This window comes from Streptomyces sp. NPDC056144 (assembly GCF_042264145.1).
GTDB lineage: Bacteria > Actinomycetota > Actinomycetes > Streptomycetales > Streptomycetaceae > Streptomyces.
Genome location: NZ_JBHJVF010000005.1, coordinates 18,874 through 41,759 on the forward strand (window position 1 = coordinate 18,874; position 22,886 = coordinate 41,759).

Below are 22,886 nucleotides of genomic sequence, written 5' to 3' on the forward strand. Positions count from 1 at the left end.
CATGGCAAGTGTGCTCGTGGTCGAGGACGACCAGTTCGTGCGCTCCGCCCTCATCCGGCAGCTGTCGGACGCCTCCCACACGGTACGGAGCGTCGGCACGGCTCTGGAGGCGTTGCGCGAGGTCGCCCATTTCCGCTTCGACGTCGTGATCCTGGACCTCGGTCTGCCGGATCTCGACGGGTCAGAGGCGCTCAAGATGCTGCGCGGGATCACCGACGTACCGGTGATCATCGCGACCGCGCGGGACGACGAGGCCGAGATCGTCCGGCTCCTCCACGCCGGGGCCGACGACTACCTCGTGAAGCCCTTCTCCGTGGACCACCTCACGGCCCGCATGGCCGCCGTCCTGCGCCGGGCCCGGGCCGCCACCGGCGAGGCGCCGCCCTCCCCGGTGATCCGGGTCGGCGGGCTGAGCGTCGACCCGCTGCGCCGTCAGGCCGAGCTCGACGGGGTGCCGCTCGACCTCACCCGGCGCGAGTTCGACCTGCTCGCCTTCCTCGCCGGGCGGCCCGGCGTGGTCGTCCCGCGCAAGGAGCTGCTCGCCGAGGTGTGGCAGCAGTCCTACGGGGACGACCAGACCATCGACGTACATCTGTCATGGCTGCGACGGAAACTGGGCGAGACGGCCGCCCGGCCGCGCTACCTGCACACCCTGCGCGGGGTCGGCGTGAAGCTGGAACCGCCCCGGGAGCCGGGGTCATGAGGTGGGCGCTGGTCAAGGTGTCGCTCGCCGTCACCGCCATGGTCGTCATCGCCTTCGCCGTCCCCCTCGGGCTCGTCGTCAAGGAGATGGCCAGGGACCGGGCCTTCTCCAACGCCGAACGCCGGGCCGCCGGACTCGCCCCCGTCCTCGCCATCACCACCGACCGCCAGGAGCTCGACAAGGCCGTCGCCACCACTGAGGACGGCGCCGCCGGACGGCTCGCCGTCCACGTGCCCGCGGGCGAACCCGGCGGCACGGACCTGGAGATCGGTACGCGCAGGGCCGGCGCGGAGGAGCTCGCGGCCACCCGCAGGCTCGGCCGGGCCTCCATCGCGGAGGTCCCCGGCGGCTTCGCGCTGCTCCAGCCCACCGCGCTCAGCAGCGGCGAGGTCGCCGTCGTCGAACTCTTCGTCCCCGAGGCCGAGGTCACCAACGGCGTCGCCACCGCCTGGCTCGTCCTCGCCGGGGTCGGCGTCGCCCTCGTCGTCGGCTCCCTCGCCGTCGCCGACCGGCTCGGCGTCCGCATGGTCCGCCCCGCCCAGCGGCTCGCGGGCGCCGCCCACGACCTCGGCGAGGGCCGGCTCGGCGCCCGCGTCCCCGAGGAGGGACCGCCCGAACTCCGCTCCGCCGCCGTCGCCTTCAACTCCATGGCCGACCAGGTCGTCCAGCTCCTCGCCAACGAACGCGAGCTCGCCGCCGACCTCTCCCACCGGCTCCGCACCCCGCTCACCGTCCTCCGGCTCAACGCGGCCTCCCTCGGCTCGGGGCCCGCCGCCGAACAGACCCGCGCCGCCGTCGAGCAGCTGGAACGCGAGGTCGACACCATCATCCGTACGGCCAGGGAGGCCAAGCCCCAGACCCAGGCGAACGGCCCCGGCGCGGGCTGCGACGCCGCCGAAGTGGTCCGCGAGCGCATGGACTTCTGGTCCGCCCTCGCCGAGGACGAGGGCCGCCGGGTGCGGGTCGCGGGCGTCGAGGGGCCGGTCCGCATCCCGGTCGCCCGCCCCGAACTCGTCGCCGCCCTCGACGCCCTGCTCGGCAACGTCTTCCGGCACACCCCCGAAGGCACCGCCTTCTCCATCGACGTCCACAACGGGGACGACGCCGTCATCGTCCTCGTCTCCGACGCGGGCGCCGGCATCGCCGACCCCGCCGCCGCCCTCGCGCGCGGCAACAGCGGCGGCCGGGACGGCTCCACCGGCCTCGGCCTCGACATCGTGCGGCGGATGGCGGAGGCCACCGGGGGAGACGTCCGCATCGGGCACTCCGTGCTCGGCGGGACCGAGGTCCGCGTCTGGATCGCCCTCGACGGCGGCCGCGCGGAGGGCACGGGCGGCGGGGGCCGCCGGGGCAGGCGCCCGGCCAAGCGGAGGCGCGGGGGAGGGACGGGCACCAGGAGGGGCTAGGGGCCCCTGAACCTTTCGTGGCTCCGATGCCTTCCTTAAGCGGAGCCTAAGGATCCCAACGCCCGTCCGCGAAGGGCCCTTTGTCCGTTTCCCGGTCGCTAGCGTGCTGCCGCACCCACCCCCACAGAGGCAGGCACAGCGATGGGCACCAGTTCGCACCGGCGTACGACGAAAACGCGCACCAAGGTCATCGGCGGAATCGTCGCGGCGGCCGTCGTCGGCGGCACCGCCTTCGCGCTCGCCGGTACGGCCCAGGCCGCCGGTGTCGGCGCCGCGTACACCAGGACCAGCGCCTGGACGGGCGGCTACACCGGCCAGTACGTCGTCACCAACGCGGGCTCCACCACCCAGACGGACTGGACCCTGGAGTTCGACCTCCCCAGCGGGACGACCCTCGGCTCCCTCTGGAACGGCGAGCACACCGTCGCCGGCCGCCACGTCACCGTGAAGCCCGCGAGCTGGAACCGGCAGCTCGCGCCCGGCCAGTCGGTCACCGTCGGCTTCGTGACCTCGGCGACGGGCGCGGCCGGCGACCCGGCCGACTGCCTCATCAACAAGGTCGCCTGTTCGGCGGGAGGACCGGCGCCCACCCCGAGCGGCCGCCCGACGGAGCAGCCGACGGCCACGGCGACCCCGACCGTGAAGCCCACGCCGACCGTGACCCCCACCACGGCCAAGCCGACGACGACCACCCCGGCCCCCACCCCCACCCCGACCTCGCCGACCGCCGCCCCCACCACGACCGCGCCGACCGCCGCCCCCACCACGTCCGCGCCCGCCCCGGTCACGGCCGCCAAGTTCGCCCCGTACGTCGACACCTCGCTCTACCCGACGTACGACCTCCTCGCGACCGCCGACGCCACCGGTGTCAAGGAGTTCACCCTCGCCTTCATCACCTCCGGCGGCTCCTGCGCCCCGCTCTGGGGCGGGGTCACCGACCTCGCGAGCGACCGGGTCGCCTCCCAGATCGGCGCCCTGCGCGCCAAGGGCGGGGACGTCCGGGTCTCCTTCGGCGGCGCCGCCGGGCACGAGCTGGCCCTGAACTGCTCCTCCGCCCCGGCGCTCGCCGCCGCGTACGGCAAGGTCGTCGACCAGTACAAGCTGACCAAGGTCGACTTCGACATCGAGGGCGCGGCCCTGCCCGACACGGCCGCCAACACCCGCCGCTCGCAGGCGATCGCGCAGCTCCAGAAGGACCACCCCGGCCTGAACGTCTCGTTCACGCTGCCCGTCATGCCCGAGGGCCTGACCCAGCCGGGCGTGGCCCTGCTCGCCGACGCGAAGAAGAACGGGGTGCGCGTCGACGCCGTCAACATCATGGCGATGGACTACGGGCCGGCGTACAGCGCGGACATGGGGACCTACGCGATCCAGGCCGCCACCGCGACCCAGGCGCAGGTCAAGGGCGTCCTCGGGCTCTCCGACGCCGCCGCCTGGAAGGCCGTCGCCGTGACCCCCATGATCGGCGTGAACGACGTGACCAGCGAGGTCTTCCGGGTCGAGGACGCCACCCAGCTCGTGGACTTCGCGAAGTCCAAGGGGCTCGCCTGGCTCGCGATGTGGTCCTCGACGCGGGACAAGCAGTGCGCCGCCGGTGCCGTGAACTACGCCGACCCCACCTGCTCCTCGATCCTCCAGCAGCCGCTGGCCTTCACGAAGGCCTTCGCCGCCTACAAGTAAGGCCCCGGTAGGCCCGGTAGGCCCGGTAGGCCCAGTAGGCCCAGTAGGCCGTAGGCCCAGGCCCCCCAAGCCCCCCCACAGACGCGCGCCCCGACCGGCGAAACCCCACCACCGGTCGGGGCGCGCACCCCTGTTCCCGCCGCCGTCCGTTCCGTCAGGCGCGCGAGGTCTTCCACTCCTCGGCGTAGTCGTTGAAGATCGCCCGCAGGTGGTGGCCGATCTTCAGGTAGTCCAGGTCGTCGAGGTTGGCGAGCGAGACGCGGACGGACCACTCGGGGCCGTCGAAGCCGCCGCCGTTGAGCAGGACGACGCTGGTCTGCTCGGCGAGGCGGAACAGCGGGTCGACGGCCTCGTAGTTCTTCTCCAGGAAGTCCGCGAAGTCCTTGCCGTGGACGCGCTCGGCCTCGGCGAGCAGGTCGAGCTCGATGTAGTAGCCGGCGCGCTTGTCGTCGTCGGCGATCTTCATCTGGGCGCCTTCGAGGAGGAGGTCGAGGCGCTGGCGGACGATCGCGCGGATCTTGTGCTTGTACGCCTGGCCCTCCTCCAGCATGTCGAAGAGCGAGAACAGCGACATCTGGACCTGCTGCGGCAGCGAGAGCCCGGCCGTGTGGTTGAGGGCCACCTGCCGGGAGTCCGCGACCAGCCGGTCGATGAAGCGGATCTTCTCGGGCTCCAGGGTGAGGGTCCCGTACCGCTTGTTCAGGCGGTCCTTCTCGGACTGGGGGAGGTTGGCGATCATCTCGTCGATGACGTTGTCGTCGTGGAGGCCGATGACGCCGAGGCGGTGGCCGGTGCAGCCGTAGTGCTTCGAGTACGAGTACACGAGCAGCGTGTTGCGCGGGATGTCGGCGGCCAGCGAGCGGAAGCCCTCGACGAAGGTGCCGTACACGTCGTCGGTGACGACGAGCAGGTTCGGGTTCTTCGTCGCGACGATGTCCTTGATCTGGTTCGCGACCCGCTCGCTCATCGCCAGCGACGGCGGGTTCGAGGGGTTGACGACGCAGACCAGCTTCACCGACGGGTCGGCGAGCTTCTCGACCTCCTCGGTCGGGTAGCGCCATTCGCGGACGCCGGTCTCGGCCATCATGCTGGCGTTGACGGTGACGACGTCGAACTCGTACGTGTCGAGCTCGGGGATCTCGATGTACGGGGTGAACACCGGGACCATCAGGGCGATCTTGTCGCCCTTCTTCAGGATCCCGTTCTTCATGAGCGAGTCGAAGATGTAGCACATGGCGGCGGTGCCGCCCTCGGTCGCGAAGTAGGAGATGTTCCCGGCCGGCGGGCGCTTGTCGAACATCTCGTCGGCGATGTAGCCGCGGACGATCTGCTCGGTGTGGGTCAGGATGCGGTCCGGGACGGGGTAGTTGTCGCCGATCGTGCTGTCGGTGAGCTCGTGGACGAAGGCGTCCTTGTCGAAGCCGAAGCGCTCGACCGCGTACTCGACGCAGTTCTGGAGCATCTCGATGCCGGGGAGGTCCGGGTGCTGGCGGACGAAGGTGTCGAAACGGGCTCCGGCGCCGGACGCCTCCGGCATGCCGCCGAGGTTGTCGGCGGTCCACACCCGGCGGGACTCCGAGAGCGAGAAGTAGCCCAGGGCGTAGAAGGCCTCGCGGGGGCCGGTGGCGACCCAGTTCGGGTTGCCGCGGCCCGCGTTGAGCATCTGCGTCTGCGACTTGTCCTTCTGACCGGGCTTGTCGGCCTGGGCGGCCTGCGCGATCTGGATGAACTTGTCCTTCAGCTCGAACGGCGAGAGCTGGGCGAAGGACTGGATCTCCTCGCGGGAGAACGAGGTCTTGGGCACGGTGCGTCCTTTGGTTCGCGGGGGGTGGGTGTCAGTGGTTGAGGATGACGATCACGGCGCCCCAGATGGTCAACAGGACGTTGCCCACCGCGTAGGGGATCGTGTAGCCGAGCACCGGTACCTGGGACTTCGACTGCTCGTTGATCGCGCCGATCGCCGCTGTCGTCGTCTGGCCGCCGGCCAGGACGCCCATGAGGATCGGGAAGCGGATCTTCTGGATGTAGTGACCGACCAGGAAGCCCACGATCAGCGGGATCACCGTCGCCACCGCGCCCCACACGAGGAGGCCCCAGCCCGCCTGCGACAGGCCGCTGGTGAAGCTCGGACCGGCGTTGATGCCGACGACCGCGACGAAGGCGCAGAGACCGAAGGTGTCCATGAACCACTGGGCGCCCGGGGGCACGTTGCCGTACGTCGGGTACTTGCCACGGATCCAGCCGAAGATCAGACCCATGATCAGCGCGCCGCCCGAGGTGGACAGCGAGATCGGGACGCCCGAGACAGTCAGGGCCGGGATGCCGATGCAGCCGCCGAGGAAGATGCCGAGACCCACCCAGAGCATGTCGGTGGCGAAGGAGGTCGGGACCGGCTTGCCGATCGCCTTGCCCGCCGGGTCGACCAGCCGCTTCGGACCGGTCAGGATGACCGTGTCGCCGCGCTCCAGCTTCGTGTTGAGCCGGTACGGGAACTCCGCGCCCGAGCGGTAGATCTTGTCGATGTACACGCCGACCATGAACGGCTCGCGGCGCAGCTCCGCGACCGTCTTGCCGAGCTGTTCCTTGTTCGAGGCGACGACGTGCAGCGACTCGGTCTGGTAGCCGAGGAGCTCGACGTCGTCGGTCTCCGCGCCGACGTGCGTCCGGGCGTCGAAGTCGACGAGCGAGCCGCGCAGGGCGCTGACGGCCACGACGTCGTTCTCGCGGAGCACCGTCTGCTGGTTGTGGTCGAGGATCTCTCCGTCGCGCCGCACCCGGGTGATGTAGATGCGGTGGCCGAGGGCCTGCTGCTGGTTCTCGAAGTCGTCGATCGTGCGGCCGACGAGGTCGGGGCGCTGGATCTTGTACGCGCGGAGCACGACCTCGTAGTAGCCCTCGGCGAGGTCCGGGTTGTCGCTGGGGGAGTCCATCTCCTTCGCGATCTGCGCCGACTCGGCGGCCAGGTCGCGCTTGTAGAGCTTGGGGAGGACGTTGGCGAGGAGCATCGCGCAGAGGATCGTGCCGAGCGGGTACGTGACCGCGTAGCCGATCGCGACGAGGTTCTCCTCGCTCTTCAGCTGGTCCGCGGAGTAGCCGGGGAGGTTGGCGATGGCGTCCTGCGCCACACCGATGACGGCGGACTGGGTGAGCGCGCCGCCGAGGAGACCGGCCGAGAGACCGGGGCCGTACCCGAGCATGGAGGCGAAGCCCCAGCAGACGAGCAGACCGGTCACACAGACCACGATCGCGTTGAGGACCTGCGGCATGCCGTCCTTCTTCAGGCCCCGGAAGAACTGGGGGCCGACCTTGTAGCCAAGGGCGAAGAGGAACATGGTGAAGAAGAGGCTCTTCACGGTGCCGTCGATGGTGACCTTGAACTGGGCGCCGAGCAGCAGACCGGCGACGAGGCAGCCGGTGACGGCGCCGAGCGCGATGGCCTTGTAGCGGAGCTTCCCGAAGAGGAAGCCCAGGGCCACGGTGATGAAGACCAACAGCTCCGGATGGGGCTGGAAGATGTTCCTGTTGAGGAAGTCGATCATGAGGTCATGGGTCCTCTCACGCTCCGAGGATGCCGACGAGCAGCGGCCCGGTCAGGGGGAGCAGGAAGTTCGAGAGTGTGTACGTAATCGTGTAGCCGAGCATCGGTACCGAGCTCTGGGCCACCTGGCCGATCGAGGTGATCGCGGGGGTCGAGCACTGCTGGCCGGCGATGGCGCCGATGAGGATCGGTTTCTCGATCTTCAGCAGCTTGATGCCGACGACCAGCGAGATCGTCGCGGGGACCAGGACCATCGCGATGCCGGCGAACGGCAGCAGCGCGCCGTACTCCTGGAGCAGCGGCCAGGCCTGCGGGCCGGAGACCAGACCCGTGCACGCGATGAAGATCGCGAGGCCCATGTCCTTGAGCGTGGTCGCGGCCTGGGGAGGGAAGGCGCCGAAGGTCTGCGTACGCGAGCGGAACCAGCCGAAGAGCAGACCGGAGATGAGGCAGCCGCCGCCGGTGCCGAGCGACATGGGGACGTCGCCGAACGTCACGACGACCTGTCCGAGGAGCGAGCCCGCGACGATGCCGAGTCCGAGGTAGATGAAGTCGGTCGCGTCGTTCTTCACGACCGCGCCGATCTTCCCCGCCAGCTTGCCGAGGCCCGAGCGGGCGCCGACCAGGGTGAGCACGTCACCGCGGTGGACGACGGTCTCGGGGGTGGCGGGCAGGTGCTGCTCGTTGCGCAGCACGTCCGTCACGTACACCCCGCCGGAGGAGAACTCGGGGTGCTCCTTGGCGAGGGCGTCGAGGGACTTGCCGACCGCCGTCTTGTCGGTCAGCGAGATCTCGGTCGTGGCGAGCGGGGTGTCCAGACCGGGGACGGCCGGGGTCTCGGGGCCGATGACCTTCCCGGCCTCGATGATGTTGGCCCGTCGGCCGACGGTCAGGACCAGGTCCGAGAGGGTCAGTTCGAAGTCCTGCGGGGGCGGGGTGAGGACCTTGCTGCCCCGCTTCACGGCCTCGACCGTGACCCGGCCGCCGAGGCGCCGCTCCAGGTCGCCCACCTTGGCACCGTCCGCGAGCGTGACGAGGAAGGTCCGGCCGACCATGTTCGGGAGCGCCTCGCGCTCGTCCGACTCCAGGCCCCCGCCGGAGCCCCGCATCTTCTCCCACAGTTCGCGCGAGGCGTCGCGGAGGTTGATCCGCAGCATCATCGGCATGATCTGGCTGGTGTAGATGACGATGGTGACGAGTCCGAAGAGGTAGCAGACCGTGTACGCGGTGGCCACGTGGCCCTGGTACTCGGTGATCTGCTCCTGCGTCAGGGTGGTGAGGTTGCCGATGGCCTCGGTGGCCGTGCCGACGACCGCCGACTCGGTGGCCGCGCCGGCGAGGATGCCCGCGGCGGTGCCGACGTCGAGGTCGAAGGCCTCCGCGAGACCGAGGGCGATGCCGACGACGCAGACGACCTCGATGAGGCAGAGCGTGAAGAAGCGCAGGCTCTTCTTGTTGAGGTTGGCGAAGAACTGCGGTCCGGCCAGGTAGCCGAGGGAGAAGATGAAGAGCGCGAAGAAGATCGTCTTCACGTCGTCGGAGACGGTGACCTTCGCCCAGGCGCCCAGCAGCAGCGAGACGATCAGGGTGCCGCAGATGCCGCCCAGGGTGATGGGGCCGACCCGCAGCTTGCCCACGAGATAGCCGGCGGCAAGGCAGAGGAACAGGGCGAGTTCGGGATGGTCACGCAGGACTCCCATCGGCCGTCACCTCGCCCCGGTGGGGAGAAAAAGTGAGAATCTCGGACATAAAGGGAAATTAACAGGGGGCAGGGCAAAGAGGATCTCCGCCTCGCCCGTACGGGTGAGCTACACCCGTTCGGGTGAACGTCCTTCGTACGAGTGAACTCGGCCCCGTCTCTCACCCCTTCACCGCGCCGCGCATCACCCCGCCCACGATGTGCCGCCCGAACAGCGCGAGAACGAGCAGCAGCGGCAGGGTCCCGAGCAGCGCCCCCGCCATCACCACCGACTGGTCGGGCACGGTCCCGCGCCCCAGACCCGTGAGCGCCACCTGCACGGTCGGGTTGCCCGTCTGCGACAGCGCGAGGACCGGCCAGAAGAAGTCGTTCCAGGCGGCGACGAACGACAGCATCCCGAGCACCGCCATCGCCGGACGCGCGGCGGGCAGGACCAGGTGCCACACCGTCCGCGCCGTCCCCGCCCCGTCCATCCGGGCCGCTTCGAGGACCTCCGTCGGCAGCGCGCGGTCCAGGTGCTGGCGCATGAAGAACACCCCGAAGGCCGAGACGAGCGCGGGCAGGACCACCGCCTGCAGCTCGTCCGTCCACCGCAGCCGGGCGATCAGCAGGTACAGCGGGACGACACCGAGCTGGGGCGGGACGAGGAGGGTCGCGCCGACAAGGAGGAGCAGCGGGCCGCGCAGACGGAACCGCAGCTTGGCGAAGGCGAAACCGGCGAGCGTCGAGAAGAGCACGGTGCCGACGGCGACCGCGCTCGCCACCACGGCGGTGTTGACGAGGGCGTCCCCGAGACGGGCGTCGGTCCAGGCGGCCTCCAGGTTCCGGGGCAGGTTCCGGCCGAAGCGGAAGGGGGGCGGGGTGGCGGCGAGGCGGGTGCTCGTACGCGAGGCGGCGATCGCCGTCCAGAGCAGCGGGAACAGCGAGACGGCGGTGAACAGCGCGAGCAGGAGGTACGTGCCCCAGCGCGGCCGGTCGGTACGCATCAGCCGCCTCCGCCCTTGCGACGTACGGCACGGGTGCAGGCGAAGGCGACGGCGAGGCCGAGGAGCATGACCCAGGCGAGGGCGGCGGCACGGCCGAGATGGAGGTTCACCCAGCCCTGCTCGTACAGGTAGAGCCCCAGGGTCTGGTACTGGTGGTCCGCGCCGCCCGTCGCACCGGCGCCGCTGCCGAAGAGCAGCGGCTCGCCGAAGAGCTGGACGGCGCCGACGGTCGACACGACCAGGGTGAACGCGATGGCCGGCCGCACCCCCGGCAGCGTGACGTGCCTGAACTGCCGCCACCGAGAGGCCCCGTCGAGCGCGGCCGCCTCGTACAGCTCGCGGGGGACGGTCTGCATGGCGGCGAGGTAGATCAGCGCGTTGTACCCGGTCCAGCGCCAGACCACGATCGAGGACACGGCGAACTTCGAGGCCCACGGCCCGTTCTGCCAGTCGACCGGCCCGACGCCGAGGAGACCGAGCGCCCAGTTGGCCATCCCGTGGTCCCGCCCGTAGAACAACGCGAACACGAGCGTGGCCGCGGCCACGGAGGTGGCGTACGGCGCGAGCGCCACCACCCGGAAGAACCCGCGCCCCCGGAGCCGTACGTCGAGAAGGTGCGCGACCCCGAGAGCGAGGAGGAGCTGCGGGACGGTCGAGAGGACCCCGATGGTGACGGTGTTGAACAGCGCGTTCCAGAAGAACCCGTCGTCGAGCAGCCGCGCGTAGTTGTGCAGGCCGACCCACTCGCGGTCCGAGGGCGCGGTGAGCTCGACCCGGTGGAAGGAGTCCCACCCGGTGGCGAGGAGAGGGAAGACGCCGAAGGCGGCGAAGAGGAGGAAGAAGGGCGCGACGAGGGCGTAGGGGGCCCAGGGGGAGCCGGTGGGGGTGGGGCGGGGACGGGGGCGGGGGCGCGTGCCGGGCCCGCGCCTATCCGCGCGTGCCCCGGCGTCGACTCGGCCGGCCTGCGGCACCGGGGGGTTCACCCGCGTCTCCGTCATCGGTCCAGCGCATTGTCGATCGCCTGCATCGCCTCGTCCCACGCCGACTCCGGGGAACGGCCCGTCTGGTCGACCTGGAGCATGCCGACGTCGGAAAGCGTCTGGGCGACGAGGGCGTCCTTCGGGCCCACCGGCGCCCGGGGGACGCCCCGGGCCGCCGCGGCGAAGACGCGGCCCACCGGGGCGTCGGCGAAGTACGGACTGCGGGCGTCCGCCACCGCCGGGAGGGAGTACGAGGCCGCCGCGCTCGGGAAGCTGCCCCGGCGCGCGAACAGCACCGCCTGCTGGGCCGGGGCCGTCAGCCAGGCCGCGAGGGCCGCCGCCTCCGCGCGGTGGCGGCCCGCCGAGGGGACCACCAGGAAGGAGCCGCCCCAACTGCCCGGCCTCGGAGCCGCCGCCACGTCCCACCGGCCCCGCCCGGCCGGGCCCGCCTTGTCCCGGATGTAGCCGAGCATCCAGGCAGGGCAGGCCACCGTGGCGAACGCGCCGTTCGCGAAGGCCTGGTCCCAGCCGGGCGTGAACTGCTGGAGCCTGGCCGTCAGCCCCTGCCGGGCGAACGCCGCCGCGAGGTCCCAGGCCTCCCGTACCGCCGGGTTCGTGGCCACGATCAGATCGCCGCGCTCGTCGTAGTACCGCAGCGCCGCGCTGCCCGTGACCGCCGAGAGCACCCCGGAGGCCGAGTCCGTGAACGCCGGACCCGACGGCATCCGCCGGCGGTACGCCACCCCCGCCGCCAGGTACTTCCGCCAGTCGCCCGCCCACATGCGGCCCACCGCGTCCCGGTCCGTCGGCAGCCCCGCCCGCGCGAACAGGTCCTTCCGGTAGCAGACCGCCTGCGGCCCGATGTCCGTGCCGAGCGCGAGAGTCCGGCCGTCCGCCGCCGTGCCCTGCGCCCACTTCCAGGGAAGGAAGGAGGAGGCGTCGACCCCCGGCACGGCCCCGAGGTCGTCCAGCCGGCCGCCCTGGGTCTCCAGGACCTCCGCGATGTTCCCCACCTCCACCGCCTGCACGTCCGCCAGGCCCGAGCCCGCGGTGAGGTGGGTGAGCAGCTGCGGGTAGTAGACGTCGTTCCGGGTGAGCGACGTCTGCCGGACCGCGATGTCCGGACGCAGCCGCATGTACGCGTCGTACAGGCCGGCCTCCTGCAGGCCGAAGGTGCCGAAGACGCCGATGGTGAGGGTGGTGCGGCGGGCGGGGGCGTCGGCGTCGGCCGGGGGGCGGGGTGTGTACGGGCGGGGGTCGGGCGGGTCGGTGGCGCAGCCCGCGACGAGGGCGAGCGCCGTGAGCAGGAGGAGGAGTCGCGGGACCCGGCGGGGCGCGGAGGGCCGCTGCGCGGGGCCTGTTCCCCACCCCGCCCCTTCCCGAACTGGGGCTCCGCCCCAGACTCCGCGCCTCAAACGCCGGCGGGGCTGGGGTGTCGGGGCTGCGCCCCAGACCACGTACGGTCTGACGGCCGTGGCTTCAAAGGCTGGGCGGGCTGAGTTTCCGCCCGCAGGGCGGAAAATCCAGCCCCGCCGGCGCTTGAGGCGCGGGGGTCCGGGGGCAGAGCCCCCGGTTTCGGGAAGGGGCGGGGTGGGGTGCGGCCCCGCGCAGCGGCCCCGTCCGTACGTCCCGCCCCGTCGCCAGCCCATGGCCCGGGACCGTAGCCGCGCTCCCGCCGTCCGGCCCGCCGCGACACCCGGAACTCACCTTCCCGGCCCAGGGCAGCTCCGGTGTGCGCTCCGTCACATCGGCGCCCGGCGGGCGGGTTCCGGGACATGAAAACGACTCAGGCCCCGGTTCTTCCGAACCGGGGCCTGAATCCATCAGGGTGAGTAACGGGACTCGAACCCGCGACATCCTGGACCACAACCAGGTGCTCTACCAGCTGAGCTATACCCACCATGACCGGCGGTTTTCCCGAAGGTTTCCCTGACCGGCCGAGAAGAAGTCTACAGGGTCTTGGGGGGTGCTCGCGCCCGCATTCGCGCCGGGGGCGAGCGACCCCCTCCGGAGGGCTCTATTCGGCGGGCAGGACGTGCCGCGCGGCGATCCGCTTCGCGGTCTCCGAGTCCGGTCCCGGCTGCGGGACGAAGACGGCCTCGCGGTAGTACCGCAGCTCCGCGATGGACTCGCGGATGTCGGCGAGCGCCCGGTGGTTGCCGTTCTTCTCCGGGCTGTTGAAGTACGCCCTCGGGTACCAGCGGCGGGCCAGCTCCTTGACCGAGGACACGTCGACGATCCGGTAGTGCAGGTGGCTCTCCAGGGCGGGCATGTCCCGGGCGAGGAAGCCGCGGTCCGTGGAGACCGAGTTCCCGCAGAGCGGCGCCTTGCCCGGCTCCTTCACGTGCTCGCGGATGTACGCGAGGACCTGGGCCTCCGCGTCGGCGAGCGTCGTGCCGTCGGCGAGGGCGTCGAGCAGGCCCGAGCTCGTGTGCATCTGGCGCACGATCTCCGGCATGGTCTCCAGGGCCGCGTCCGGCGGGCGGATCACGATGTCCACCCCGTCGCCGAGCACGTTCAGTTCCGAGTCGGTGACCAGTGCGGCCACCTCGATGAGTGCGTCGTCCGTCAGCGAGAGCCCGGTCATCTCGCAGTCGATCCACACCATGCGATCGTTCATGCGTCCACCTTAGGGGTTCTTGACTGCCTCGACCCCGTGGGGGAAACGGCCGACGGGCGCCCGGGGGAGGTGTCCCCGGACGCCCGTCGTTCCTGCGTTGCGCGGCTTGTGGCCCCGCGGGTCGGTGGTGCCTTACTGCGCGCTGCGCTGGCCCGGCAGAGAGGGGCGGCCGGGAACGAAGACGTCAGCGTGCGTTTTCCCCGGCTCCAGCGGGGCGGACGGTCGCCGGACGCCGGCCGGGACCTGGACGGGCACGACCGGGTCGAGCACCGCCGTACTCCCCTCGCCCTGCGGGCGACGGGCGCGGTACGCGGCACGGTAGGCCGCCGGCGAGGAGCCGAGCTGGCGCCGGAAGTGGCCGCGCAGAGCCACCGGGGACCGGAAGCCGCACCTGCCCGCGACCTCGTCGACCGAGTAGTCGGAGGTTTCGAGCAGCCGCTGTGCCTGGAGCACCCGCTGCGTGATCAGCCACTGGAGCGGGGCGGAGCCCGTCAGCGAGCGGAACCGGCGGTCGAAGGTCCGCCGTGACATGTACGCGCGCGCGGCCAGGGTCTCCACGTCGAACTGCTCGTGGAGGTGCTCCAGCGCCCAGGCGACGACCTCGGCCAGCGGGTCGGCGCCGATCTCCTCTGGTAAAGACCTGTCGAGGTAGCGCTCCTGACCGCCGCTGCGCCGCGGCGGGACGACCAGCCGGCGCGCCAGCGCGCCCGCGGCCTCGGTGCCGTGGTCGGTCCGCACGATGTGCAGGCACAGATCGATTCCGGCCGCGGTCCCGGCGGAGGTGAGGACGTCGCCGTCGTCGACGAAGAGCTCCCGCGGGTCCACGTGGACCGAGGGGTAGCGCTTGGCGAGCGTCGGCGCGTACATCCAGTGGGTGGTCGCCGGGCGGCCGTCGAGCAGGCCGGCGGCGGCGAGGACGAAGGCGCCGGTGCACAGACCGACGATCCGCGCGCCCTCCTCGTGTGCCCGACGGAGCGCTTCGAGCGCTTCCGGCGGCGGCGGCGAGGTGATCGACCGCCAGGCCGGCACGACGACCGTGCCCGCTCTGCTGATCGCCTCCAGGCCGTACGGCGCGGTGAGTTCGAGGCCGCCGGTGGTCCGCAGCGGGCCGTCCTCGCCGGCGCAGACGAGCAGCCGGTAACGCGGCACGCCGGCGTCCTGCCGGTCGATGCCGAATACGGAGAGCGGGATGGAGCTCTCGAAGATGGGGCCGCCACTGAACAGCAGCACCGCGACGACTTCGCGACGTCGGCGCCCGGACAGCTTTCGCGCGACCTCCGGTACTACGGCGGAGTCCTGGCTCATGACGCTAAGCCCCCCTCGGTGTTCGCGTCTCCCTGGTCGTGTCGCACCTGCACGTTTCCCCTCGGTTTTGCACGAAACCCCAGTCTTCGGTACCCATGATCGAATCTACTGCGTCCCGTGGCGCCGCCGTGACAAGTTCTCCATCCGGTGGATTGTCGACAAGGCCACTTGGCGTGAAGCGATCGTTGGCGAAGCCTTCCACCCGGAGAGCGCGGGGGGAAGGCGCCATGGCGCGAACATCCCGTGGACGTAGGGTCAGGGGCTTGGGCACAGGGGTTTCGCGGTGGTGGGCAGGGGGGTTGGCCAACCGTTTCGCCAAGGACGCGCCGACGAAAAGAAGTTGGCTGAAAACGTATGGGCTCGGGTGTACGAGCCTGTCAACTCGAAGGGTTCCCGGGGGGTACGGGAGAGCCCCGGGTGTCAGTTCCGGCGCCTCGTTCGTCCGGTTTCGGCGCGCAGTCCGCGCTCCGAGCGGCGGAGCAGGACGCGGCAGGCCGCCGTCACCGACACGAGTCCGAGCGCGGTGCCGGCGGCCCCGCCGAGCGAGGTGCCGTAGGCGAGGAGCACCACGGGGACGAGCACACAGCAGAAGGCCGACCACCGGACGACGTCACCGGCGGGGTCGGCGCCCGCCTCCTCCTCGACGCCGGACGGCCGCTCGGGGAGCGCGGCGGAGCGGGCGGAGCGGGACGGGCGGGCCGAGCGGGCCGAGCGCGGGGTCCGGGAGGGGCCGGCGGGGCGGGGAGTCGGGACGGGGGCGGTGGAGGGCCGGTCGGCGGCGGGCGTCGATGGTGCGTGCACGGGCGGGCTCCCTGCGACGGTGGGCTGGACCTGTGGCAACGAGGAGTAGAACGTTCCGGTCACTCTGGGCGACGTCCGTTTGGCCCCCTCGCCCCGGCCCCGCGGGAGCCCCGGCGCACGAGCGGCATTGCCAGATCCCGAACCCCTCGTGCATGCTCCCTGGGACGCCGCGCGCGAGCGGCGTGCACGCCGGGGCGCGACACGGCGGGCTCTGGGCAGGAAAGGAGTGTCGCCGTACCCTTGGGGGTATGGGATGGGGAAGATGATTCCCGGACACGGCTCCCGCCGCGACCCGTTGTTCCGCCCCTCGCACCACCCTCCGCACCACCCTCCCTTTCCGTCCTTCCCTTCCCCTTCTGTCCCCGCCCCTTCCCACGAGGACTCCCTTCGCCGAGACATCGATGGCCGGTCACGAATTCTCCGAACCCGCGGACCGCAAGCGCGTCGCCGACTCCACGGTCGACCCCCTCGCGGTAGAACAGCCACGCCACGCCTGCGACCCGGCCTTCCGGCACGGGGTGGTGGTCGGCTTCGACGGCTCCACGTCCAGTGAGCGAGCCCTCGCGTACGCCATCGGCATGGCCCGCCGTTCCGGCTCCGGCCTGATCATCGTGCACGTGGCCAACCGGCTGCCCACCACGGTGTGGGCGGGCTGCGAGCCGCCGGTCTTCGTCGACGTGCCGGACCACCGCACCGAGGTCCTCGGCCTTGAGCTGGCCTGTGCCGATCACCTCTCCGAGGTGCCGTGGATCCTCGTCGAGCGCGGCGGGGACATCTGCCACGAGCTGGAGGAGGTCGGCCGGGAGTACTCGGCCGACGCGATCGTGGTCGGCTCCACGCACGGCATCGTCGGCCGGATCTTCGGCTCGGTCGCCGGGCGTCTCGCGCGCCGCGCGCAGCGGCCCGTGATCGTGATCCCGTAACCGCTCTCCGCTCTCCCCTCTGGCATCAACTGGCGCCAACTGGCGTCCACCGGCCATAAATTCAGCCGTCCTCAGGTGAATTGTGCGCTTGTGAAGGGTAGATAAGGGTCACACGATCACACCCCTGAAGGGAGCCCGCCGTGGACAACGAAGTCGCCGCGGGAAACAGCACCTCCACTCTCGGAAACCTCGCACTCGGACTCACCCTGCTGGCCTTCGGGTTGGGCGGGACGGGTCTCGTCGACAACGTCGCGGCAGCGGATGCCGCGGGCCTCGCCACCTGGGTCGGCGGGGTGGCGCTCTTCCTCGTCGGTCTGCTCGCCCTGCGCGCCGGCGACAAGGGCAACGGCACGGCGTTCGCGGCGCTCGGCGCCTTCTGGTTCACCTGGGGCACCGCCGTCGGCGGCGGGGCCTCGGCGGACGCCGTGGGCGTCTTCATGCTCCTGTGGGCGCTCCTGGCACTCACGCTGACACTGGCCGCCGGGGGCAGCGGCCTGTTCGGGCAGGGCGTGTACGGGCTGCTGTTCGTCGCGCTGCTGCTGATCGGCATCGGCGCCCTCTCCGACACCGGCAGCCTCGCGAAGGCGGGCGGCTGGGTGGCGGCCGTGGCGGGCCTGGTCGCCTGGTACGGGGCCACGGCGGCGGTCGCGGGCTGGCCCACGTCCGTACGGCGTGCGGCGAGCGCTCCGGCCGCGGGGTAAGCGGCAGGTACGGGAGCAAGAGGAAAAGGGGAAGGGGCCCCTGCCGCACCTGGGTGTGCGGCAGGGGCCCCTTCGGTGTCCGGTCGGACCGCCGGGGGACAGGCCCGGCGGGCGCGGTGTCGGGGGGACAGGCCCCGACGGCGGCGCCGGAGTGACAGGCTCCGGCGCCTTCGCGACTACTCGACCGTGACGGACTTGGCCAGGTTGCGCGGCTTGTCGATGTCGCGGCCCATGGCGAGCGCCGTGTGGTAGGCGAGGAGCTGGAGCGGGATGCCCATGAGGATGGGGTCGAGCTCGTCCTCGTTCTTCGGCACGACGATGGTGTGGTCGGCCTTGGCCTGCGGCTGGTGCGCGACCGCGAGGATGCGGCCGGAGCGGGCCTTGATCTCCTCCAGGGCGGCGCGGTTCTTCTCCAGGAGGTCGTCGTCGGGGACGATCGCGACCGTCGGCAGCGCCGGCTCGATGAGGGCGAGCGGGCCGTGCTTCAGCTCGGAGGCCGGGTACGCCTCGGCGTGGATGTAGGAGATCTCCTTCAGCTTGAGGGAGGCCTCCAGGGCGACCGGGTAGCCGCGGACACGGCCGATGAACATCATCGACTGGGCACCGGCGTACTGCTCGGCGATCTTCTTGATCTCGTCCTCGGTCTCGAGGATCTCCTGGATCTGCGCGGGCAGCTTGCGCAGGCCCTCGATGATCCGCTTGCCGTCGGTGACGGACAGGTCGCGGATGCGGCCCAGGTGCAGGGCGAGCAGCGCGAAGGCCGTGACGGTGTTGGTGAAGCACTTGGTGGAGACGACGCAGACCTCGGGGCCGGCGTGGACGTACACGCCGCCGTCGGCCTCGCGGGCGATGGCCGAGCCGACGACGTTGACGACGCCGAGGACGCGGGCGCCCTTCCGCTTCAGCTCCTGGACGGCGGCGAGGACGTCGTACGTCTCACCGGACTGGGAGACCGCGATGTAGAGGGTGTCGGGGTCCACGACCGGGTTGCGGTAGCGGAACTCCGAGGCCGGCTCGGCGTCGGCGGGGATGCGGGCCATGGACTCGATGAGCCCGGCGCCGATGAGGCCGGCGTGGTACGAGGTGCCGCAGCCGAGGATCTTGATGCGGCGGATGGTGCGGGCCTCGCGCGGGTCGAGGTTCAGGCCGCCCAGGTGCACGGTGGAGAAGCGGTCGTCGATGCGGCCGCGCAGCACGCGGTCGACCGCGTCGGGCTGCTCGGAGATCTCCTTGTGCATGAACGTGTCGTGGCCGCCCATGTCGTAGGAGGCGGCCTCCCACTCGACGGTCTCGGGGGTGGCCGTGGTGGAGGCGCCCGAGGTCGTGTACGTGCGGAAGTCGTCGGCCTTGAGGGTGGCCATCTCGCCGTCGTCGAGGGTGACGACCTGGCGGGTGTGGGCGATCAGCGCGGCGACGTCGGAGGCGACGAGCATCTCCTTCTCGCCGATGCCGAGGATGACCGGCGAGCCGTTGCGGGCGACGACGATGCGGTCGTTGAAGTCCGCGTGCATGACGGCGATGCCGTAGGTGCCCTCGATGACCTTGAGCGCCTCGCGGACCTTCTCCTCGAGGGTGGCGGCCTGGGAGCGGGCGATGAGGTGCGTGATGACCTCGGTGTCCGTCTCGGAGGCGAAGACGACGCCGTCGGCCTCCAGCTTGGCGCGGAGCTCCTGGGCGTTGTCGACGATGCCGTTGTGGACGACCGCGACCTTGTTCTCGGGGTCCATGTGCGGGTGCGAGTTGATGTCGCTCGGCGCGCCGTGGGTGGCCCAGCGGGTGTGGGCGATGCCGGTGGTGCCGGTGAAGCGCTTCGGGACCCTGGCCTCCAGGTCGCGGACGCGGCCCTTGGCCTTGACCATCTTCAGGCCGCCGGCCTTCGGGCTGGTCACGACCATGCCGGCCGAGTCGTAGCCGCGGTACTCCAGGCGGGCGAGGCCCTCCAGGAGCAGGGGGGCGACGTCGCGCTTACCGATGTAACCGACAATTCCGCACATAAAAGGTGAAACCCCTCCGGGTAGACAGTGGTGCTGCTTGCTGATCGGCCGGTCGGGGCCGTCAGCCGTAGACGATGCGGCGCAGCTGGCGGAGCGAGAGCTCCGGCGGCGCCACGGCACGGTGCGGGAGTTCCGCCGAGATCCGTTCGAAGATCTCGGCGTTCACCGAGCCGCCGGCCTGTAGTTCGCGGTGGCGGCGGCGGACGAACTCCTCGGTCGTCTCGTCGAAGTACGCCAGCACGTCGAGCACCACCCGGGCGGCCTCACCGCGCTGGAGCGCGGTGCTGCGGACCAGATGGTCGACGAGGTCCTCGTGGGACGGGCGGCGATCGAGCACCAGTGAATATTGAGGGTTCCTTGGCGATTTATGCAAGAATCCTGCCCGAAATCGGGCAGGGAGAGTGAGATTGGCGCGAGAAGTGGGCTCGTTGGTCCAGACCTCGACGAAGAGTGACAGGGGCGGTACGCCGGGTGTTCGACCGGATATAGACAAGGCAGGAGAATGGCCCGTCTGACCCGTCTGACCCGTCTGATCCGTCGAGCACGCGAAGGAACCATGCCCGTGACCCAGCGCCGCATCCGCGTCTTCCCCCGCCTGATCGGATCGCTCCTGCTCGTCACCGCCACGGCAGGCGCGGGGGCGGGCTGCACGGCGGCCTCGGCGGACAACGGGAAGGGCCGCTCGGGGGAACCGGAGGTACGCCCGCTGGGCCGCATCGTGCCCGTGCCGGTGTCCGTCGCCGCCGAGGGCGACCCGTACACCCTCACCGCCGCGACCCGCATCGGCGTCGACCCGGCCTCCCGCGAGACCAAGGCCGTGGGCCGCTACCTGGCGGGGCTGCTCCGCCCGTCCACCGGCTTCCCGCTCCCCGTCGTCGACGAGGAGCTCGTGCGGGACGGGGGCATCCGCCTCCGCCTGGCCCCCGGCGAGACCGACCTCGGCGACGAGGGCTACCGCCTGCGGTCCGCCCCGGACGGCCTCACCGTCACGGCCCGCGAACCCGCCGGCCTCTTCCACGGCGTCCAGACCCTCCGTCAGCAGCTCCCGTCGGCCGTCGAGCGGCGGACCGTGCAGGCCGGCCCCTGGAAGATCGCGGGCGGCACGATCACCGACACCCCGCGGTACGCCTACCGGGGCGCGATGCTCGACGTGGCCCGCCACTTCTTCACGGTGGAGGAGGTGAAGCGCTTCATCGACCAGCTGGCCCTGTACAAGATCAACACCCTGCACCTGCACCTCACCGACGACCAGGGCTGGCGCATCGCCGTCGACTCCTGGCCGAGGCTCGCCACGTACGGCGGCTCCACCGAGGTCGGCGGCGGCCCCGGCGGCTCCTACACCAAGGCGCAGTACAAGGAGATCGTCCGGTACGCGGCCTCCCGCCACCAGGAGGTCGTCCCCGAGATCGACATGCCCGGCCACACCATGGCCGCGCTCTCCTCCTACCCGGAGCTGAACTGCGACGGCGTGGCCCCTCCCCTCTACACGGGGATCAAGGTGGGCCTCAGCTCCCTCTGCGCGCCGAAGGAGGTCACGTACGACTTCGCGGACGACGTGATCCGCGAGATCGCCGCCCTCACGCCCGGCCGCTACCTCCACATCGGCGGCGACGAGGCCCACAAGACGAGCCACGACGACTACGTGACCTTCATGAACCGCGTCCAGCCGCTCGTCGCCAAGTACGGCAAGACCGTCGTCGGCTGGCACCAGCTCACCGGTACGACCCCGGCGGAGGGCGCGGTCGTCCAGTACTGGGGCCACGACCGCACGCCGACGGCGGAGAAGGAACGCGTGGCGGCGGCGGCCCGCCGGGGCACGGGCCTGATCCTCTCCCCGGCCGACCGCTCCTACCTGGACATGAAGTACACGAAGGAGTCCGAACTCGGCCTGGCCTGGGCCGGCACGGTCGAGGTCCGCAGGTCGTACGACTGGGACCCGTCGACGTACCTCCCCGGCGCCCCGGAGTCGTCCGTCCTCGGCATCGAGGCCCCGCTGTGGACGGAGACCCTCGCGACGACGGACGACCTCGACGTCATGACCTTCCCGCGCCTCCCGGGCCTCGCGGAGGTGGCCTGGTCCCCGGCGGCGACCCACGACTGGGACACGTACAAGGTCCGCCTCGCGGAACAGGCCCCGCGCTTCGACGCCCTGGGCGTCACGTACTACCGCTCGCCGGAGGTGCCGTGGGAGTAGGCGCGTCGGTCAGAAGGCGCCGTTGAGCTCCCACCACTCGCCGTCGGTCAGGGCGCCGGCCGCGTACGCGCCGGTGCCGAGGCCGCGGTAGCCGACGAGCCACCCCGGGTGCCCCTTCGAGCCGCCGATGACGTAGCTCTCGTTGGTGACGGTGGAGAGATCGGGACGGCCGTCCCCGGTCGTGTCGCCGACCGCGAGGAACGTGTCCATCGCGTTCCAGCCGCCGGAGCCGATGAGCTTCCGGGCGCCGAAGCCGCCGGAGCCGTTCCCCGGGTAGAACCAGAGCTTGCCCGTGGAGGCTTCGCGGGCGACCAGGTCGGCCCGGCCGTCGCCGTTGGTGTCACCGGCGCCGACGAGGGCGTTCATGGCGTTCCAGCCGGAGCCGACGAGCTTGCGCGCGCCGAACGCGCCCGTCCCCGTGCCGGGGTGCAACCACAGCTTGCCGGTGGACTTCTCGACGGCGAGCAGGTCGGCGCGGCCGTCCCGGGTGAGGTCGCCGGCACCGACGATCCGGCTCATGCCGTTCCAGCCGCCCGACCCGACCTGCTTCCGGCTGCCGAGCGCGCCCGTCCCGGTCCCGGGGTACAGCCACAGCTTGCCGGTGGCCTTCTCGCGAGCGATCAGATCCTCGCGGCCGTCACCGGTGAAGTCCCCGTGACGGACGAAGGCGTCCATGGCGTTCCACCCACCGGAGCCGACCATGCGGCCGGAGCCGTCCCCGGGCAGGAACCAGAGCCGCCCCACCAGGTCCCGTACGAGGACGTCGGCCCTGCGGTCCCCGTTCAGGTCACCGAACCCGGCCGCCGTGGGGGACAGCACCGACCGCCACTCGGGGTAGGCGGCCTGCGAGCACTCGCGCTCGGTCCGGACGAACTTGACCGAGGCGATGGTGCTCTGGCTCCAGCTGGTCCAGGACCCGTTGTTGGACGGCTTCTCGGACCAGTACCCGTCGTACGCCTTGTAGCCCGGGCTCTTGTACAGGCAGGCGACCACGGACGACCGGTTGATGTACGAGAGGAACGAGGTGCCCGCCGCGCCGGTCGTGTTCATGTCCGTCTTGGTCTTGAACATCGCCCCCTTGGCGTCCTCCTGCGTCCAGGCGCAGAAGTACCCCGCCGGGCAGTCGTCCACGGCGGCCTGAGCGGGCGAGGCGGTGGCGACGGCGAGGGTCCCCAGGGTGGCGGCGGTCAGCAGCGAGGCGAGGCCCCGCTTGATCGGCTTGCGCATGGTGTGGTGTTCCGTCTTCCCCAGGTCAAAAAGTAAAGCTTTGGCCAATGATTCTAAGGGGGGGCGGAGGGGCGGTCGGGCCGGGGGCCGGGGGGGAGGAGGAGGATCCGATGTGACGCCCGAGGGCTC

Annotated in this window: 18 protein-coding genes and 1 tRNA gene; 6 read left to right on the top strand and 13 right to left on the bottom strand. The window is 71.4% G+C overall.

All coding sequences use genetic code 11. The features are described 5' to 3' along the window. Window position 1: 1 nt before the first annotated feature. The 3 genes from ACFC0Z_RS16880 to ACFC0Z_RS16890 all read left to right on the top strand — a co-directional run bounded on the left by ACFC0Z_RS16880 (window position 2) and on the right by ACFC0Z_RS16890 (window position 3,789). Window positions 2-703, top strand: coding sequence for a response regulator transcription factor (locus tag ACFC0Z_RS16880; protein ID WP_376438046.1), 702 nt, complete (start codon window positions 2-4; stop codon window positions 701-703). Further along, window positions 700-2,109 carry a sensor histidine kinase gene (locus tag ACFC0Z_RS16885; protein WP_376438048.1) on the top strand — a complete coding sequence of 470 codons (1,410 nt, stop codon included), beginning with the start codon at window positions 700-702 and terminating at the stop codon, window positions 2,107-2,109. The genes ACFC0Z_RS16880 and ACFC0Z_RS16885 overlap by 4 nt, the downstream gene beginning before the upstream one ends. A 141-nt stretch (window positions 2,110-2,250) precedes the next feature. Further along, a complete protein-coding gene (locus tag ACFC0Z_RS16890; protein WP_376438050.1) occupies window positions 2,251-3,789 on the top strand; it encodes a cellulose binding domain-containing protein in 1,539 nt (512 codons plus the stop codon). 154 nt (window positions 3,790-3,943) lie between these two features. Here the strand turns inward: ACFC0Z_RS16890 and ACFC0Z_RS16895 are convergent, their stop codons facing one another. The 10 genes from ACFC0Z_RS16895 to ACFC0Z_RS16940 form a co-directional block, all read right to left on the bottom strand. Beyond that, a complete protein-coding gene (locus tag ACFC0Z_RS16895) occupies window positions 3,944-5,593 on the bottom strand; it encodes a bifunctional aspartate transaminase/aspartate 4-decarboxylase (protein ID WP_376438052.1) in 1,650 nt (549 codons plus the stop codon). Window positions 5,594-5,624: 31 nt separating this feature from the next. Beyond that, window positions 5,625-7,328, bottom strand: coding sequence for an aspartate-alanine antiporter (aspT, locus tag ACFC0Z_RS16900; protein ID WP_376438053.1), 1,704 nt, complete (start codon window positions 7,326-7,328; stop codon window positions 5,625-5,627). A 16-nt stretch (window positions 7,329-7,344) separates the two neighbouring features. After that, window positions 7,345-9,027, bottom strand: coding sequence for an aspartate-alanine antiporter (gene aspT, locus ACFC0Z_RS16905; RefSeq protein ID WP_376438055.1), 1,683 nt, complete (start codon window positions 9,025-9,027; stop codon window positions 7,345-7,347). A gap of 160 nt (window positions 9,028-9,187) precedes the next feature. After that, window positions 9,188-10,012 (bottom strand): carbohydrate ABC transporter permease, encoded by an 825-nt coding sequence (locus ACFC0Z_RS16910; RefSeq protein WP_376438057.1) that lies wholly within the window; start codon window positions 10,010-10,012, stop codon window positions 9,188-9,190. Continuing rightward, complete coding sequence (locus ACFC0Z_RS16915; RefSeq protein ID WP_376438059.1) at window positions 10,012-11,010, bottom strand: carbohydrate ABC transporter permease; 999 nt, start codon at window positions 11,008-11,010, stop codon at window positions 10,012-10,014. Before ACFC0Z_RS16915 ends, ACFC0Z_RS16910 begins: the two co-directional genes overlap by 1 nt. Next, entirely contained in the window at window positions 11,007-12,299 is a 1,293-nt protein-coding gene (locus ACFC0Z_RS16920) for an extracellular solute-binding protein (RefSeq protein ID WP_376439128.1), read from the bottom strand. The genes ACFC0Z_RS16915 and ACFC0Z_RS16920 overlap by 4 nt, the downstream gene beginning before the upstream one ends. Before the next feature lie 520 nt (window positions 12,300-12,819). Beyond that, a tRNA-His gene (locus ACFC0Z_RS16925) sits at window positions 12,820-12,892 on the bottom strand. Between the two features lie 117 nt (window positions 12,893-13,009). Continuing rightward, window positions 13,010-13,612 carry an oligoribonuclease gene (gene orn, locus ACFC0Z_RS16930; RefSeq protein WP_360801044.1) on the bottom strand — a complete coding sequence of 201 codons (603 nt, stop codon included), beginning with the start codon at window positions 13,610-13,612 and terminating at the stop codon, window positions 13,010-13,012. A 132-nt stretch (window positions 13,613-13,744) separates the two neighbouring features. Beyond that, entirely contained in the window at window positions 13,745-14,917 is a 1,173-nt protein-coding gene (locus ACFC0Z_RS16935; RefSeq protein WP_376438061.1) for a helix-turn-helix domain-containing protein, read from the bottom strand. A gap of 420 nt (window positions 14,918-15,337) precedes the next feature. Beyond that, window positions 15,338-15,718: a hypothetical protein gene (locus ACFC0Z_RS16940; RefSeq protein ID WP_376438062.1), complete on the bottom strand. Its 381-nt coding sequence runs from the start codon at window positions 15,716-15,718 to the stop codon at window positions 15,338-15,340. A gap of 401 nt (window positions 15,719-16,119) precedes the next feature. Here ACFC0Z_RS16940 and ACFC0Z_RS16945 point away from each other — a divergent pair, with 401 nt between their 5' ends. Together ACFC0Z_RS16945 and ACFC0Z_RS16950 are read left to right on the top strand one after the other, a co-directional pair. Then, a complete protein-coding gene (locus ACFC0Z_RS16945) occupies window positions 16,120-16,641 on the top strand; it encodes a universal stress protein (RefSeq protein WP_360801053.1) in 522 nt (173 codons plus the stop codon). Between the two features lie 140 nt (window positions 16,642-16,781). After that, a complete protein-coding gene (locus ACFC0Z_RS16950) occupies window positions 16,782-17,342 on the top strand; it encodes a GPR1/FUN34/YaaH family transporter (protein WP_376438064.1) in 561 nt (186 codons plus the stop codon). Window positions 17,343-17,518: 176 nt separating this feature from the next. On the opposite strand, the gene glmS is transcribed toward ACFC0Z_RS16950, so the two are convergent. Then, window positions 17,519-19,336: a glutamine--fructose-6-phosphate transaminase (isomerizing) gene (gene glmS / locus ACFC0Z_RS16955; protein WP_376438066.1), complete on the bottom strand. Its 1,818-nt coding sequence runs from the start codon at window positions 19,334-19,336 to the stop codon at window positions 17,519-17,521. 61 nt (window positions 19,337-19,397) lie between these two features. Next, on the bottom strand, window positions 19,398-19,673 hold the full coding sequence (locus ACFC0Z_RS16960) for a hypothetical protein (protein ID WP_376438068.1): 276 nt from the start codon (window positions 19,671-19,673) through the stop codon (window positions 19,398-19,400). A 219-nt stretch (window positions 19,674-19,892) separates the two neighbouring features. Here ACFC0Z_RS16960 and ACFC0Z_RS16965 point away from each other — a divergent pair, with 219 nt between their 5' ends. Next, the gene (locus tag ACFC0Z_RS16965) at window positions 19,893-21,530 is read left to right on the top strand and encodes a beta-N-acetylhexosaminidase (RefSeq protein ID WP_376438070.1); all 1,638 of its coding nucleotides are present in this window, start codon (window positions 19,893-19,895) and stop codon (window positions 21,528-21,530) included. A gap of 9 nt (window positions 21,531-21,539) precedes the next feature. Here the strand turns inward: ACFC0Z_RS16965 and ACFC0Z_RS16970 are convergent, their stop codons facing one another. Further along, window positions 21,540-22,757, bottom strand: coding sequence for an FG-GAP-like repeat-containing protein (locus tag ACFC0Z_RS16970; protein WP_376438072.1), 1,218 nt, complete (start codon window positions 22,755-22,757; stop codon window positions 21,540-21,542). Window positions 22,758-22,886 lie beyond the last annotated feature (129 nt).